The organism is Isoptericola sp. BMS4 (assembly GCF_011634835.1).
GTDB lineage: Bacteria > Actinomycetota > Actinomycetes > Actinomycetales > Cellulomonadaceae > Isoptericola.
In genome coordinates, this window is sequence record NZ_SIRP01000001.1 from 1,564,540 (window position 1) to 1,579,542 (window position 15,003).

12 protein-coding genes and 1 tRNA gene are annotated in these 15,003 nt (G+C 74.1%); 8 read left to right on the forward strand and 5 right to left on the reverse strand.

Features of this window, described 5'->3' with window-relative positions:
• Positions 1-31: 31 nt before the first annotated feature.
• Both EYB28_RS06930 and EYB28_RS06935 read right to left on the reverse strand, forming a co-directional pair.
• A complete protein-coding gene (locus tag EYB28_RS06930) occupies positions 32-892 on the reverse strand; it encodes a formate/nitrite transporter family protein (RefSeq protein WP_166845988.1) in 861 nt (286 codons plus the stop codon).
• 165 nt (positions 893-1,057) lie between these two features.
• Positions 1,058-1,981: a macrolide 2'-phosphotransferase gene (locus EYB28_RS06935; protein ID WP_166845990.1), complete on the reverse strand. Its 924-nt coding sequence runs from the start codon at positions 1,979-1,981 to the stop codon at positions 1,058-1,060.
• Between the two features lie 108 nt (positions 1,982-2,089).
• Between EYB28_RS06935 and nudC the strand changes: the two genes are divergently transcribed.
• Positions 2,090-3,085 carry an NAD(+) diphosphatase gene (gene nudC, locus EYB28_RS06940; RefSeq protein ID WP_166845992.1) on the forward strand — a complete coding sequence of 332 codons (996 nt, stop codon included), beginning with the start codon at positions 2,090-2,092 and terminating at the stop codon, positions 3,083-3,085.
• Positions 3,086-3,177: 92 nt separating this feature from the next.
• On the opposite strand, the gene EYB28_RS06945 is transcribed toward nudC, so the two are convergent.
• Positions 3,178-3,447, reverse strand: coding sequence for a mycoredoxin (locus EYB28_RS06945; RefSeq protein ID WP_166845994.1), 270 nt, complete (start codon positions 3,445-3,447; stop codon positions 3,178-3,180).
• Positions 3,448-3,523: 76 nt separating this feature from the next.
• Between EYB28_RS06945 and EYB28_RS06950 the strand changes: the two genes are divergently transcribed.
• From EYB28_RS06950 to EYB28_RS20530, 3 genes are all read left to right on the forward strand, one after another.
• Positions 3,524-5,566, forward strand: coding sequence for an ATP-dependent helicase (locus tag EYB28_RS06950; RefSeq protein WP_166845995.1), 2,043 nt, complete (start codon positions 3,524-3,526; stop codon positions 5,564-5,566).
• Between the two features lie 197 nt (positions 5,567-5,763).
• Positions 5,764-5,958: a hypothetical protein gene (locus EYB28_RS06955; RefSeq protein WP_166845996.1), complete on the forward strand. Its 195-nt coding sequence runs from the start codon at positions 5,764-5,766 to the stop codon at positions 5,956-5,958.
• 165 nt (positions 5,959-6,123) lie between these two features.
• Positions 6,124-6,507, forward strand: a complete 384-nt coding sequence (locus EYB28_RS20530) for a WhiB family transcriptional regulator (RefSeq protein ID WP_304599236.1) — start codon at positions 6,124-6,126, stop codon at positions 6,505-6,507.
• 117 nt (positions 6,508-6,624) lie between these two features.
• On the opposite strand, the gene EYB28_RS06965 is transcribed toward EYB28_RS20530, so the two are convergent.
• Positions 6,625-7,680, reverse strand: coding sequence for a ThiF family adenylyltransferase (locus EYB28_RS06965; protein WP_166845997.1), 1,056 nt, complete (start codon positions 7,678-7,680; stop codon positions 6,625-6,627).
• 134 nt (positions 7,681-7,814) lie between these two features.
• Here EYB28_RS06965 and EYB28_RS06970 point away from each other — a divergent pair, with 134 nt between their 5' ends.
• Positions 7,815-8,318 (forward strand): SprT-like domain-containing protein, encoded by a 504-nt coding sequence (locus EYB28_RS06970; RefSeq protein ID WP_166851861.1) that lies wholly within the window; start codon positions 7,815-7,817, stop codon positions 8,316-8,318.
• A gap of 57 nt (positions 8,319-8,375) precedes the next feature.
• Here the strand turns inward: EYB28_RS06970 and EYB28_RS06975 are convergent, their stop codons facing one another.
• Complete coding sequence (locus tag EYB28_RS06975) at positions 8,376-9,905, reverse strand: zinc-dependent metalloprotease (RefSeq protein ID WP_166845998.1); 1,530 nt, start codon at positions 9,903-9,905, stop codon at positions 8,376-8,378.
• A 291-nt stretch (positions 9,906-10,196) separates the two neighbouring features.
• Between EYB28_RS06975 and EYB28_RS06980 the strand changes: the two genes are divergently transcribed.
• The 3 genes from EYB28_RS06980 (at position 10,197) to EYB28_RS06990 (ending at position 14,843) form a co-directional block, all read left to right on the forward strand.
• Positions 10,197-11,354 (forward strand): PDZ domain-containing protein, encoded by a 1,158-nt coding sequence (locus tag EYB28_RS06980; protein WP_166845999.1) that lies wholly within the window; start codon positions 10,197-10,199, stop codon positions 11,352-11,354.
• Positions 11,355-11,533: 179 nt separating this feature from the next.
• Positions 11,534-14,581 carry a UPF0182 family protein gene (locus tag EYB28_RS06985; RefSeq protein ID WP_166846000.1) on the forward strand — a complete coding sequence of 1,016 codons (3,048 nt, stop codon included), beginning with the start codon at positions 11,534-11,536 and terminating at the stop codon, positions 14,579-14,581.
• Between the two features lie 185 nt (positions 14,582-14,766).
• A tRNA-Met gene (locus EYB28_RS06990) sits at positions 14,767-14,843 on the forward strand.
• Positions 14,844-15,003 lie beyond the last annotated feature (160 nt).

Below are 15,003 nucleotides of genomic sequence, written 5' to 3' on the forward strand. Positions count from 1 at the left end.
TCGTGGTGCGGGTGCTGCCGGTCGGCCGCGGTCAGGCGACCGGTGCGGCCTCACGCTCGTCCGCGGCGGGCTCGACGGGGGCGGGGCGCCGGCGTTCGGGCCGCGTGCGGTAGTGCGTGAGGTACAGCGGCAGGCCGACGAACGTCAGACCGCCCACGAGGTTGCCGAGCACGGTCGGCAGCTCGTTCCACAGCAGGTAGTCGGAGATCGTGAAGTCACCGCCGAGGAGCAGGCCGGAGGGGAACAAGAACATGTTCACCACGGAGTGCTCGAAGCCCATGTAGAAGAACAGGAACACCGGCATCCACATCACGACGACCTTGCTGACCGTGTCCTTGGACATGAGGAACGCCACCACACCCGTGGACACCATCCAGTTGCAGAGGACGCCGCGCACGAACAGCGTGAGCATGCCGGCGGCGCCGTGGTCGGCGTACCCGACCGTGCGGCCCTCGCCGATGGTGCCGATCGCCTGGCCGATCTCGTTCGGCGGGGTGGAGAACCCGTAGGTGAACGTGATCGCCATGAGGATGGCGACGGTGAACGCGCCCGCGAAGTTGCCGCAGAACACCAGGCCCCAGTTGCGCCACATGCCGCCCCAGGTGGCGCCCGGGCGGCGGGCGATGACGGCGAACGGCACCAGGGTGAACACGCCCGTGAGCAGGTCGAAGCCCATCAGGTAGAGCATGATGAAGCCGATCGGGAAGAACGCTGCCCCGACCAGCGGGTTGCCGGTGCTGACGGTGATGGTCACGGCCATCGCCGCGGCGAGCGCGAGGACGGCGCCGCCCATGAACGACCGGATCAGCGTGTCCCGGGTCGACATGAACAGCTTCTTCTCGCCCGTGGCGACCATCTGTTCCACGAAGTCCTGCGGTGCGACGTACGACATGGCGACCCTCCCGGAGTCATGGACGGCGGTCCGTGCTGGGGCCGATCCTCGCCACCGGGCGTTGTGCCCACGTTGTGGGCGTGTGAGTTCTGTGTTTCGAGATGCGCACGACGGCGCGGCGACTCCGGTGCGGTGCCGGGACGTCGTCGGCGTCCCGGGGCACCGTCAGGCGGGCGCGTCCTCGCGGGTCGCCTCGTCGAGGTCGGCGAGCATCGCCTCGGCGTCCTCGACGACGTCGGGCAGGCCGCGGCGCACGCCGTGCAGCAGCCAGCGCGCCAGCGCCAGCTCGCCGACGAGCAGGGCGCGGTCGACCAGCCGGGTGTCGTGCAGCTCGGTGCGGCGCAGCTGGTACGCCTCCATGATCGAGTCCACGGCCTCGGGCGGGGCGGCGGCGAGGAGCCAGGCGAGGTCGTCCGCCGGGTCGGCCACCCGGGACTCCGACCAGCCGCTCACGCTCGTCACGCGCCCGCGCGAGACGAGCATCTGGTCCGGTGCCAGGTCGCCGTGCACCACCACGGGCTGGAAGCGCCACAGCGCGACGTCCTCGAGCGCTGCCTCCCACCGGCGCAGCAGCGTCGGCGGCACCTTGCCGGTCGCGGCGGCCTCGTCGAGCTCGACCAGGCGGCGCTCGCGGTACTCGGTGGCGGTGTACGAGGGCAGCCCGCACGACTCGACGACGGACGCGGGCAGCTCGTGAACCGCCGCCAGCGTGCGGCCCAGGTCCGCGGCGAGGCCGGGGCCGGGCCGCAGCGAGTCGAGGTCGAGCGGGTCGCCCGTGACGTGCTGGTGCACGACGGCGCGGCCGCCCTCGGGCAGCAGCGCGTACCCGGCGACCTGCGGCACGGTGAAGGGCAGGACGCCCGCCTCGACGTACAGGTGGAGTGCCTCCAGCAGCTCGATCTCCGCCTCGAGCGCGGCGCCGGCCATCGTCGTGCGGGGCGCGCGCACCAGCCAGTCGCGGTCGTCCGCGGCGGTGACGACGGCGACGTCGTAGTCCCCCGGCACCTCCTCGGGACGGACCGACCGGGCGTCGAGCCCCGGGACGGCGGCCGTCGCGAGCGCGGCGAGGGCGAGCGGGCTGCGTGGCACGCGACCACCGTAGCGGTGCCGGGGGCGCCGCCGTCGCACCACGCGCGGGCGGCGGGACAGGTACTGGCAGGTGCCGGGGGCCGGGCCCGGTGTCGGTACGGTCGTCGGGTGACTGCACCCGCCTGGCTCCCCGACCTGTCGTACACGCGCGCGTCGCACGACCGCGCCGCCGCCCGCCGCACGGAGCCGGACCTGCTCCCGCGGCTGCTCGGCGATACCCGCACCCGCGTGCTGGTGGTGCACCGCGGGCGCGTCGCGGCCGACGCCGGGGGAGAGCCCCTGCTGCTGGCCCCGGCCGACGTCGCGGGCCTGCCCGCGGACCCGGACGCCGAGGCGCCGCACGAGGCGGGGCACCGGTGGCTGTTCCTCGGCGAGGACGACGACGGCGCGTACCTGGGGCTGGTGCTGCCCGACGCCGCGGACACCGAGGCGGTGGACATCGAGGGCGTCACGCCGTCGTCCCCGGCGGCGCGGCTGGTGCGGACCCACGCGTGGGCCGGGCTGCGTGCGCTGGGCGGGCACGCCCTCGACGCGCTCGCGGCGGAGACGGTGGCGCTCGCGGGGTGGCATGCCGCCCACCAGCGGTGCCCGCGGTGCGGCGAGCCGACGGTCGTCGAGCAGGCCGGCTGGGTGCGCCGGTGCGTCGCCCAGGACCTCGAGATCTACCCGCGCACCGACCCCGCGGTCATCATGGCCGTCGTCGACGACGAGGACCGGCTCCTGCTCGGGCACGCGGCGCACTGGCCCGAGGGCCGGTACTCGACGCTCGCGGGCTACGTCGAGCCCGGCGAGGGACTGGAGCAGGCGGTGCGCCGCGAGGTCGCCGAGGAGACGGCGGTCGTGGTGGGCGACGGCCCCGGCGACGTGGAGTACCGCGGGAGCCAGCCGTGGCCCTTCCCCGCGTCCCTGATGCTCGGCTTCCGCGCCCGCGCCACCGGGACCTCGGTGCGGGTCGACGGCGTCGAGGTCACGCAGGCCCGCTGGTTCACGCGCGACGAGCTCGCCGCCGCGGTCCGCTCGGGGGAGGTGGGGCTGCCGAGCCGCCCGTCCATCGCCCGGGCGCTGGTCGAGGAGTGGTTCGGCGGTGACCTGCCGGGGGCGTGACCATGCGATCCCCGGGCGCCGAACATGGGGTTGGTCCGGGACTCAGCAGCTGAGTCTCGGACCAACCCCATGTTCGGCAGGCGGTGGGCGGGTCAGTTCGCCAGGCGTGCCCTGACGTCGGCGAGCGACGGGTTCGTCGCGGCGGAGCCGTCGGGAAAGACGACGGTCGGGACGGTGCGGTTGCCGCCGTTGACCTGCTCGACGAACGCGGCGGTCTCCGGCTGCTCCTCGATGTCCACGACGGTGTACCCGATGCCCTCGGAGTCGAGCTGCGTGCGCAGCCGGCGGCAGTACCCGCACCAGGCGGTCGAGAACATCGTGACGGTCCCCGCCGCGGGGGTGTGGGTGGCGGCGTCGGTCATCGGGAGAACCTCCGGTGGGGGTGGGTCTGGGGACGGCGCCAGCAGGTGTCGGCGCCGGCTGCGACAATCGCAGACGATGTCGATTCCCGCCAGCACCGCTCCCAACTCCCCGACGGCGCCGCTTCATCCCGACGCGATCCTCGACGCCCTCGACCCCGAGCAGCGCGAGGTCGCGCTCGCGCTCACGGGGCCGGTCTGCGTGCTGGCCGGTGCCGGCACGGGCAAGACGCGGGCGATCACGCACCGCATCGCCTACGGGGTGCGCACGGGCACCTACCCGCCGACGTCGGTGCTGGCCGTGACGTTCACGGCGCGGGCCGCGGGGGAGATGCGCACCCGGCTGCGCGAGCTCGGCGTCGCCGGCGTGCAGGCCCGCACGTTCCACGCCGCTGCGCTGCGCCAGCTCGGGTACTTCTGGCCGCGCATCGTCGGCGGGGCGCCGCCCCGGATCCTCGAGCACAAGGCCCCGGTGGTCGCGGAGGCCGCACGACGGGTCGGTGCGAGCGTCGACCGCGTCGCGGTGCGCGACCTGTCGAGCGAGGTCGAGTGGGCGAAGGTCTCGCTGGTGACCGCCGAGGACTACGTGCGGGCGGCGCTCGCCGACGACCGTCCCGCGCCGTCCGGCTACGACCACCAGACGGTGGCCCGCCTCATCACCGCGTACGAGGACGTCAAGACCGAGCGGGGCGTCATCGACTTCGAGGACGTCCTGCTCATGCTCGCGGACATGCTCGGCTCGCACCCGCACGTGGCCGACCAGGTGCGCTCCCAGTACCGGCACTTCGTGGTCGACGAATACCAGGACGTCTCGCCGCTGCAGCAGTTCCTCCTCGACCAGTGGCTGGGCGGGCGCCGCGAGCTGTGCGTCGTCGGCGACCCGTCCCAGACCATCTACTCCTTCACGGGCGCGACGCCGCACTACCTGCTGGACTTCACCCGGGCCCACGAGGGCGCCCAGGTGATCCGGCTCGTGCGCGACTACCGCTCCACCCCGCAGGTCGTGCACCTGGCCAACGAGATGCTGCGCCGCGGGCGGGTGGTCGGCGCCCTCGAGCTGCAGGCCCAGCGCCCCGCCGGGCCGCCGGTCGCCTACACCACCTACGACGACGACGAGTCCGAGGCCGCGGGGATCGCGGCGCGCGCCGCCCGCCTCGTCGCCTCCGGGGTGCGGCCCAGCGAGATCGCCGTCCTCTACCGCACGAACGCGCAGTCGGCCGCGTTCGAGTCCGCCCTCGCCGACGCCGGGGTGAACTACCTGGTGCGCGGCGGGGAGCGGTTCTTCAGCCGGCGGGACGTGCGCGACGCCGTCGTCCTGCTGCGGGGCGCCGCCCGGTCGGCGGACCCGGACCAGCCGATGCCCGAGCAGGTGCGGGACGTGCTCACCTCGGCCGGCTGGTCCGAGAAGGCGCCCGCCGCCCGCGGTGCCGCCCGCGAGCGCTGGGAGGCGATGCAGGCCCTGGTGGCGCTCGCCGACGACGTCGCGGCGGCAGGGACGGCGGAGGCGCCGGCGACGCTCGCCACCCTGGTCGCGGAGCTCGAGGAGCGGGCCGCGGCTCAGCACGCCCCGACCGTCGAGGGCGTCACCCTGGCCTCGCTGCACGCGGCCAAGGGCCTCGAGTGGGACGCGGTGTTCCTCGCGGGGGTGAGCGAGGGCCTGATGCCGATCTCGCTCGCCGAGACCGACGACGCCGTGGCGGAGGAGCGCCGCCTGCTGTACGTCGGCGTGACGCGTGCCCGCGAGCACCTGGAGATCTCCTACGCCCGCGCGCGGAACCCCGGGGGGCGGGCGACCCGCAAGCCCACCCGGTTCCTGGACGGCCTGTGGCCGGGGGCGCCGGCCGGGCGCGGGCGCCAGCGTTCTCGTGGGCAGGTGCGCCAGCAGCTGACCGGCAGCCACGACGTCGCGCTGTTCGACGCGCTGCGCGAGTGGCGGCTCTCCGTCGCGCGCGAGACGGACAAGCCGGCGTACACGGTGCTCGGCGACGCGACGCTGGCGGCCGTCGCGGAGCTGCGCCCGTCGTCGGTGGCGCAGCTGGCGCGCATCAACGGGATCGGCCCGGCGAAGATCGACCGGTACGGCGAGACCATCCTCGCGATCGTGGCCGACGGCGTGGGCTGATCACACGGGTCACGGGGCGCTCCGGGCGCCCCCGGAGACCGCGGGAGCGAGCGCCCCGGAACGCCCGGCACGACGCGCGAGAAAAACTTCCGGAAAAAAGATGTGGCGCGGCGGCGAGGAACGTCTATGCTCGTCAATGTCCGCGACGGTAGTGGCGCGCACCGAGAGGTGAGCGCCCGAGATCAGTAAGGAGGTGGGTGCAGAAGATGGACACGATGAACCAGATCGTGATGGCGAACGCGTGCGTCAACGCTGCGCCGGGGCACAAGTCTGCTCTCGGCTACGCGCTGGACGTCGTCGTTCCGTTCCGCGTGCGCACGCACGCCGGGGCCGGCATCGCCGATCTCCGCCTCGCACCCGACTCCGCTCCCTGGATGCATCCGGTTCATTGACCGGTCCAGGCCGCGGAGTCCACCCGGGACCCGCGGCCCTCGTCTTTCCGCCCAGGGAAGAAGACCTCACCAGGTCGCACGAACCGGCCCCCTGACACCAGGGGGCCACCCGCAGGTCCTGAACACCGACGTTCACATCACACCCAGGACCTGACGGAGGAACTCGTGCGTCTCGCACAGCTGTTGGACGAGCGGCTGCTCGACACGATCCCCCAGGGCGGATCCGGCCCCTGGACTCCCCATCAACCCATCGACCCCAGCCCCGCGGCGGCCGCGGCGCAGGTCGCCGAGCTCGACCAGCAGTTCAGCGCGCTGCTGCCGTGCCGGACCAACGACCCCGAGCTGTGGTTCGCCGAGCACACCGCCCAGGTCGAGCAGGCCAAGGCGCTGTGCCGCTCCTGCCCGCTCCAGGCCGGCTGCCTCGCCGGCGCCCTGGACCGCCAGGAGCCGTGGGGCGTGTGGGGCGGTGAGGTCTTCGTCGACGGCAAGGTCGTGGCGCGCAAGCGCGGCCGCGGCCGGCCCCGGAAGTCGGAGACCGCCGCAGCATGACCCGCCAGGGCGCAGCACGCCCTGCCGGAGACGAGAACCGCGACCCGCGGGACGGAGCACCCACCTCGGTCCCGCGGGTCGCGGCCGTTCCCGCCGTCCACGGCCGCGGCCACCGGCTCACCGCGGCAGGCGCAGGCAGCCGCACGCGGGGTGCCCCGCGAGGCGGCGCAGGCGCGGGACGGCGTCGGGCAGGGACGTCTCGAGGACGCCCCCGGCCGTGAGCGGACGGTGGCCGTCCAGGTGGGCGAGCACCTGGCCGGCCGCGAGAGCCGCCGCGCACGCGGCGAGCGTCGTCTCGTGGGGTGCCGCCCGCCCGCCGGAGCGGCGCAGGGCGGCCGCCGCGGCCGGCCAGCGGTCGTCGGCGTCGGTCGCGTGGCGCTCGTCGCACCGCACGCACGGCGAGACGCCCGGCAGCACGAAGGGTCCGACGACGACGTCCGCCTCGCGCACGACGACGGGCAGGTGCGCCACCCCGGCGCCCAGCAGGTGGTCGTAGCGCCCCGGGTCGGGCGCGTGCGCCTCGACCACCACCACGACCTCGGGCAGCAGGTCGCGGTCGAGCGTGTGGAACACCTGGGTGGCCGGGTGCCGCGCGCCGAGCCGGGCGCGCAGGGCCCGCTCCCGCGGCCGGCCGACGTCCGGCTGCTCGTACCCGCCGACGCCGAGGTCGAGGACCTGGACGGGCTCGCGGTCGTCGAGCACGAGGGTGCCGACGCCGGCGGTCGCGAGGTGCTCGGCCAGAGCGGCCCCGAGGCGCCCGAGCCCGGCGACCCCGACGGCACGCCGGGTCCGCGCCGCCAGGGTCGCCGCGCCGGCGTCGTCGGCACGCAGCGCACCGAGGACGACGGCGTCGCCGGCGCGTGTGGGCGGCACGTCGGGCCCGGGCGGGGGCTCGGGGACCAGCAGGCCGGACCGGGCGAGGAGGTCCTCGAGCCGGGCGCGCCGGTCGGGGTCGAGGTCCCAGCGGCGCGCGGTCCGCTCGAGCGTGCGGTGCGGCCGCCCGGACGTCTCCCGGAGCCAGCCGGCCTCGCCGGGCCGCAGCCCGGCGAGGACGAGGCTCCACCGGGGGTCGGTCCCGAGGAGCACCTCGCCCGCCCCGTGCTCGACGACCGGCGTGCCCCGCCGGAGCCGCCACGACGCACGGGCAAGGTCACGGGCGGCGGGAGAGGTCATGACCGTCACCCTGGCACGCGGGCCGGCGGGCCGGCCGGCGTCGTCCACAGGCCCGCGGCGGACCCCGGGAAGGGTGTGTGCTTCCGCGCCCGCGACGATTCCCCGGTACCGTCGTGCTCGTGGCCCACGACACGATGGCGTCGGTGGAGGTCCGCCGCAGCCGTCGGCGGACCGCGACGGTGAGTGCGTACCGCGACGGTGAGCGGACCGTCGTGGCCATTCCCGCGCGGTTCTCGCGGGCGCAGGAGCGTGAGTGGGTGGCGAAGATGCTCGCCCGGCTGGAGGACAAGGAGCGTCGGCGCCGGCCCTCGGACGCCGAGCTGGTCGAGCGTGCCCGCGAGCTGTCCGACAAGTATCTCGACGGGCGGGCGCACCCCACGAGCGTCTCCTGGTCGGCGCAGCAGGGGCGGCGCTGGGGGTCGTGCACGCTGGTGGACGGCTCGATCCGCATCTCCACGCGCGTGCAGGGCATGCCGGAGTGGGTGCTGGACTACGTGCTGCTGCACGAGCTCGCCCACCTGCTGCACGCCGGCCACGGCCCCGACTTCTGGCGGCTGTTGGAGGCCTATCCGCGCACCGAGCGCGCCCGCGGGTTCCTCGAGGGCGTCTCGTTCGTGCAGGATGACGCGGCGGGCTGAGCCGGCCGCGTCCGCACGGTGTGCGGCCGCCCCTGCGGACGACCCGCGGGCGCGACGTCAGCCGGCGGGCCTCTCGTCGTCGGGCCGGTCGGTCCCCGGCGCGTCCTCGGGCGTCGCTCCGCCGTCCACGTCACCGGCCACGTCACCGGCCGTGTCGCCGGTCGTGTCGCCGGTCGCGGGGCCGTCGAAGATCTCCGCGAGCGCCGCGTCGAGGTCGGCGTACTCCTCGGCCTGCTCGGCGCGGCGGGAGTGGTAGCCGGCGGGGTCGTCGAGGTCGGAGTCGTCGGGGAGCAGGTCGGGGTGCGCCCACACGGCGTCGCGCGCCTGCGGTCCGCCGGCCGCGAGCAGGTGCGAGAACAGGTCGGTGGCCTCGCGGGAGCGCCGGGGGCGCAGCTCGAGGCCGACGAGGGTGGCGAAGGTCTGCTCGGCGGGGCCGCCCGCGGCCCGGCGCCGGCGGATCATCTCGCGCAGGGGATAGGTGTGCGGCAGGTGGGGCAGCGCCGCCGTCGCGGCGACCTCGGTCACCCAGCCCTCGACGAGGGCCAGCGCCGTCTCGAGGCGCAGCAGGGTCGCCTCCTGCTCGGGGGTGTGCTGAAGGCCGAAGACGCCGCCGGTGAGCGCGCCGCGCAGGGCCTCGGGGTCGCTGGGGTCGATGTCGCGCACCTGGGACTCGAGCACGTCGAGGTCGATCGTGATCCCGCGCGCGTACTGCTCGACGAGGGCGTGCAGGTGGGCGGGGAGCCACGGGACGTGCGCGAAGAGCCGGGCGTGCGCCGCCTCGCGCAGGGCGAGGAACAGGCGCACCTCCTCGAGCGGAGCGTCGAGCCCGTCGGCGAAGGCGGCGACGTTCGTGGGCAGCAGCGCGGTCGTGGGCTCGTCGAGCAGCGGGACGCCGACGTCGGTCGAGCCGAAGACCTCGCGCGAGAGCGTGCCCGCGGCCTGGCCCACCTGCATGCCGAAGACGGCGGCACCGAGGCGGCGCATCATCTCGGCCGGGTCGAGCTGGCCGCCGAGCGCGCCGACCGGCAGGCCGGGGAGGGCCGGCATCCCGGCGGCGGCGGGGTCGTCGGGGAGCTGGTCGCGCAGCACGGTGGCCAGCGCCTCGGAGACCGACGTGGCGACGGGCGCCACCAGGCGGTGCCACGACGGGAGAGTCGCCTCGACCCACTCGGACCGGCTCCACGCGTGGACGCGCCCGCCGGCCGGGGGCAGGTCGGTGACGGCGTCGAGCCACAGCTCGGCGACGCCCAGCGCGTCCTTGGCGGCCTTGGCGTCGGCGCCGGTGAGGGACGGGTCGCCCTCGGCGACCGCGACCTGACGGGCGACGTCGTGCGCGACGTCGGCGTTGACGGGGCCGTCGCCGGGGGCCGACAGGAGCCGCTGGACCTGCTCGAGGATGCGCTGCATGGTGGCGGGGTCCGGCGTCCCGGCGCCGGGCACGCCCGCGAGCGCGGCGGGGTCGATGCCCTGCGCGCGCATCTGCGCGAGCACCTCGTCGGTGCGGTCGCCGAAGAATCCCTCGAGCATGGAGCGCAGCATGCGCTCGCGCTCCTCGGCGCCCTCGGGGTCGTCGGGCAGGTTGCTCATCTCGGGCTCCTCGGCTGGCTGTCGTGACGGGCCGTTCCGGCGGCGGGCCGTGCGGGCCTGGTGGCGGACCTGGTGCGCCCTCGCGGGCACGGGGGCCATGGCGGGCACCGCTCGATCACCGTAACCACGCCCGACGGCCGGCGGCGGTCCGGCGTTCCGCGGTTCGCTCTGAGCGCAGCGAACCCTGAGAGCCGGGCGTAGCGGACCCTGAGAGCTGGGCGCAGCGGACCCTGGGGACCGGCCGCCGGCCTGCCCGGGCGGGCCGGCCGGCACGTCGGGGATGATGGGCGGGTGACCTTCGACCGCGACGTCTTCGCGCCCGACGACACCTCGACCACAGAGTCCGCCGACACCGCCGCCGCGTCGGGGGCGTCCGCGCGCAGCGTGACGCTCGGGATCTCGCTGCTGACCACGGCGCTGCTGGCGGCCGTGCTGCTCGTGCTGCCCGCGCCGTACGCGATCCGTGCGCCCGGCCCCACCGAGGACACCCTCGGGGTGCAGGGGCAGGACGAGGCGGGCGCGGACGACGGCCGGACGGCGACGGCCCTGCCCCTGGTCGAGATCGACGGCGCCCCGACCCACGAAGTGTCGGGCCAGCTGCGACTGACCACGGTGTCCGTGTACGGCGGGCCGGGCAGCGACGTCCTGCTGGGGGACGTGCTGTGGGGGTGGGGCTCCGAGCAGCGGTCGGTGCAGCCGGTCGAGGCGATCTTCCCCGAGCAGACCACCCAGGAGGAGCAGCAGCAGGTGGGCCAGGCGCAGATGGCGAGCTCGGAGCAGAGCGCCACCGTGGCGGCGCTGACGGAGCTGGGCTACGAGGTCCCGGCCACGCTGACGGTGGTGGGGACCGCGGAGGGCTCCGGCGCGCAGGGGGTCGTGCAGGAGGGCGACGTGGTGCGCAGCCTCGACGGCGAGGAGATCGTCACCCACCAGGACCTGCTGGCCGGCCTCGACGACGTCACGCCCGGCGACGACGTCGAGCTCGGGGTGCGGCGAGACGGGCAGGACGTCGACCTCACGGTGACCACGAGCGAGGGCGACGGGCGTGCGGCGCTGGGGATCTACCTGGACCCGCGGTACGAGCTCCCGGTGGACGTGACGATCCGCCCGGGGGACATCGGGGGGCCGAGCGCGGGCACGATCTTCGCCCTCGCCATCATCGACAAGCTGACCCGCAAGGACGAGCTCGACGGGGCCGTGGTCGCCGGCACGGGCACGATGAGCGTCGACGGGCAGGTGGGCCCGATCGGCGGGATCGAGCAGAAGCTGTACGGCGCGCGACGCGACGGCGCGGAGTGGTTCCTGGCGCCGGCGGACAACTGCGCCGAGGTGGTGGGCCACGTGCCGGAGGGGCTGCGGGTGGTGCGCGTCTCCACGCTGGGCGACGCGCGCTCTGCGATCGAGGCGATCGGCGCGGGCGAGGGGCAGCAGCTGCCGACCTGCTCGTGATCCCGCGCCCGCGGTGCGGTGCGGACGGTGCTGGCCGGTGCGGGCCGGTCCGGGCCCGTGTGGACACCCCGTGACGACGGTGGTGCCCGTGAGTGGACGAAGCGTGGGAACCTGGGGAGTAGCAGGGACGTTCTGCTAGGACGTCCACCCGTCCCGAGCACGAGTGAGGTGCCCGCACCGTGTCCTTCGCCGCACAACCACGACGCCCCGGCCCGCCGGCCAAGCGTCGCCGCAGCCCGCTCGCGATCACCCTCACGGTGCTCGCGGTGCTCGTGGTCGCGATCCTGCTCCTCGCCCAGTTCTGGACCGAGGTGATGTGGTTCGACGCGCTCGGCTTCGCCCAGGTCATCTGGACGCAGTGGGGTGCCCGAGCGGTCCTGTTCGTCCTCGGCTTCGTCATCATGACCGCCGCGGTGTTCTCGTCGTTCGCCGTGGGGTACCGGGTCCGGCCCGTGTACGCGCCCGCGACGCCGGAGCAGGCGACGCTCGACCAGTACCGCGAGGCGATCGAGCCGCTGCGACGCGTGGTGACGATCGTGGCGCCGGTCCTGGTCGGCTTCTTCGCCGGCATCGCCGCCTCCGGGCAGTGGGAGACCGTGCTGCTCGCCTTCAACGGCACGTCGTTCGGCACGGACGACCCGCAGTTCGGGATCGACCTCGGGTTCTTCGTCTTCACGCTGCCGGCGCTGCGCTTCGTCGTGAGCTTCCTCATGGCGGTCGTGGTGATCTCCGGCATCGCGGCCCTCGTGACGCACTACCTGTACGGCGGGCTGCGGCTCGGCCAGGTGCCGGCGGGCGCCTCGCGCACGACGCCGGCCACCCGGGTGCACCTCGCGGTGATCGCGGCGGCGCTGATGCTCCTCATCGCCGCCAACTACTGGCTCGACCGCTACTCGATCCTCACGTCGGCGAACGAGAAGTACGACGGGGCCTCCTACACGGACGTCCACGCCGTCATCCCGACCAAGGAGATCCTCACGGCGGTCGCCGTGCTGGTGGCGGCCCTCTTCGTCGTCGCGGCGGTCCGCGGGTCGTGGCGGCTGCCCGCGATCGGCGTCGGGCTCATGGTGGTCTCGGCGATCGCCATCGGCGGTATCTACCCGTCCGTCGTGCAGCGCTTCCAGGTCAACCCGAACGCGCAGGAGCTGGAGGCCGAGTACATCCAGCGCAACATCGACTCGACGCTGGCGGCCTACGACCTGCAGGACGTCCAGACGCAGCCCTACGCGGCCACCACGGAGGCCGAGGAGGGCGCGCTGCGCGACGACGCCGAGACCACCGCGTCGGTGCGCCTGCTCGACCCGCAGATCGTCAGCCCGTCGTTCCGCCAGCTGCAGCAGAACAAGCAGTACTACAACTTCACCGACAACCTGGCGGTGGACCGCTACGAGATCGACGGGGAGTCGCGCGACACCGTGATCGCGGTGCGTGAGCTCAACCTCGACGGCCTCGGCGACAGCCAGCGCAACTGGGTCAACGACCACACGGTGTTCACCCACGGGTACGGCGTCGTGGCGGCGTACGGCAACGTGCCGGGCCCGGACGGGCAGCCGGCCTTCTACGAGGGCGGGATCCCGACGCAGGGCTCGTTGACGGACAAGGGGTACGAGCCGCGGATCTACTTCAGCCCGTCGACGACGGAGTACTCGATCGTGGGTGCCCCGGAGGACGCCGAGCCGTGGGAGCTGGACTACCAGGCGGACGACGAGCAGGGCGGTCAGCAGGTCAACACGACGTTCCCCACGGAGGAGGTCGACGCAGGACCGAGCGTCGGGTCGTTCGGCTCGAAGCTGCTGTACGCGCTGAAGTTCGGCTCGGAGCAGATCCTCTTCTCCGACCGCGTGACGGAGGAGTCGCAGATCCTCTACGACCGTGACCCGCAGACGCGCGTGCAGAAGGTCGCGCCCTGGCTCACGGTGGACCAGCGCATGTACCCGGCCGTCGTGGACGGTCGCGTCAAGTGGGTCCTGGACGCCTACACGACCTCCGATGCCTACCCGTACTCGACGTCCATGCCGATGCAGGAGGCGACGACGGACTCCCTCACGCTGGCCGCCCAGGGCGTGCCGGTCGAGACGCCGCCGGAGGTCAACTACATCCGCAACTCGGTGAAGGCGACGGTCGACGCCTACGACGGCTCGGTCACCCTCTACGCGTGGGAGCCGAACGACCCCGTGCTCGAGGCGTGGACGAACATCTTCCCGGCGTCGGTCGAGCCGATGTCGGAGATGTCCGGCGACCTGATGAGCCACGTGCGCTACCCGGAGGACATGTTCAAGGTCCAGCGGGCGCTGCTCACCCAGTACCACGTGGAGGACGCGGGGCAGTTCTTCTCCGGGCAGGACTTCTGGAACAACCCGGAGGACCCGACCGTCGGCGGCGGGGACCAGGCGTCGCCGCTGCAGCCGCCGTACTACATGACGCTGCAGATGCCCGGCCAGGACAACTCCTCGTTCTCGTTGACGAGCACGTTCATCCCGGGTGGCAACACCGACCGGGAGATCCTCACGGGGTATCTCGCGGCGGACGGCGACGCCGGGGCCACACCGGGCGAGAAGGCCGAGGGCTACGGGGAGCTCAGGCTCCTGGAGCTGCCACGCGACTCCACGGTCCCCGGGCCGGGTCAGGTGCAGAACAACTTCGACTCGAACCCGACGATCTCGGAGCAGCTGAACATCCTCGAGCGAGGCTCCTCCAGCGTGGTGCGCGGCAACCAGCTGACGCTCCCCGTGGGCGGCGGCCTGCTGTACGTGCAGCCGGTGTACATCCAGTCCTCGGAGGGCACGCCGTTCCCGCTGCTGCGGCGCGTGCTGGTGGCGTTCGGTGAGCAGACCGGGTACGCGCCGACGCTCGACGAGGCGCTGGACCAGGTGTTCGGCGGCGACTCCGGCGCCAACGCCGGTGACGCCAGCGGCGAGACGGACACGGAGGTCCCCACGGCGCCGGTCGAGGGCGAGGGCGGCGAAGGCGGCGAGGGCTCCCAGGAGCCCACGACCGAACCGACGACCGAGCCCACGACGGAGCCGACGGACCAGCCCACGGCTCCGGCGGGCAGTGCCCAGGCGAGGCTCGACCAGGCCCTGCAGGAGGCCAACCAGGCCATGCAGGATGCCGATGCCGCGCTCTCGGAGGGCGACTTCTCGGCGTACGGCGAGGCGCAGGACCGGCTGCAGTCGGCGATCGAGGACGCGATCGCTGCGGAGACGGAGCTCGAGGGGGGCAACTGACCCGCACCGTCCCGTCGTGACCCGCCGAGGGCCGCCGTCCGTCCCGGGCGGCGGCCCTCGGCGTCCCCGGGGCGGGCCGCGGCCGGCGGGGAGCGGGGCGCACGGCGGGGAGGTGTGACGTGCGTCCCATCCGCCCGATCTGGTTTGGCAAGGCACGATCCGTGGCGTAATGTTCTGTGTGTCGCCGCGGGGTGGAGCAGTTCGGTAGCTCGCTGGGCTCATAACCCAGAGGTCGCAGGTTCAAATCCTGCCCCCGCTACCAAGGGAAGGCCCCCGATCAGCAGGAATGCTGATCGGGGGCCTTCGTCATTCCCTGACGGCTCTCCGGGGGTCGGCGACCGAGACGTCGCTCGTGAGGTCGTGGGTTAGCGGCCAAAATGTGTGTCCGTCTCGGGCGTGTCGATGTCATCGGTGGGAGTGTC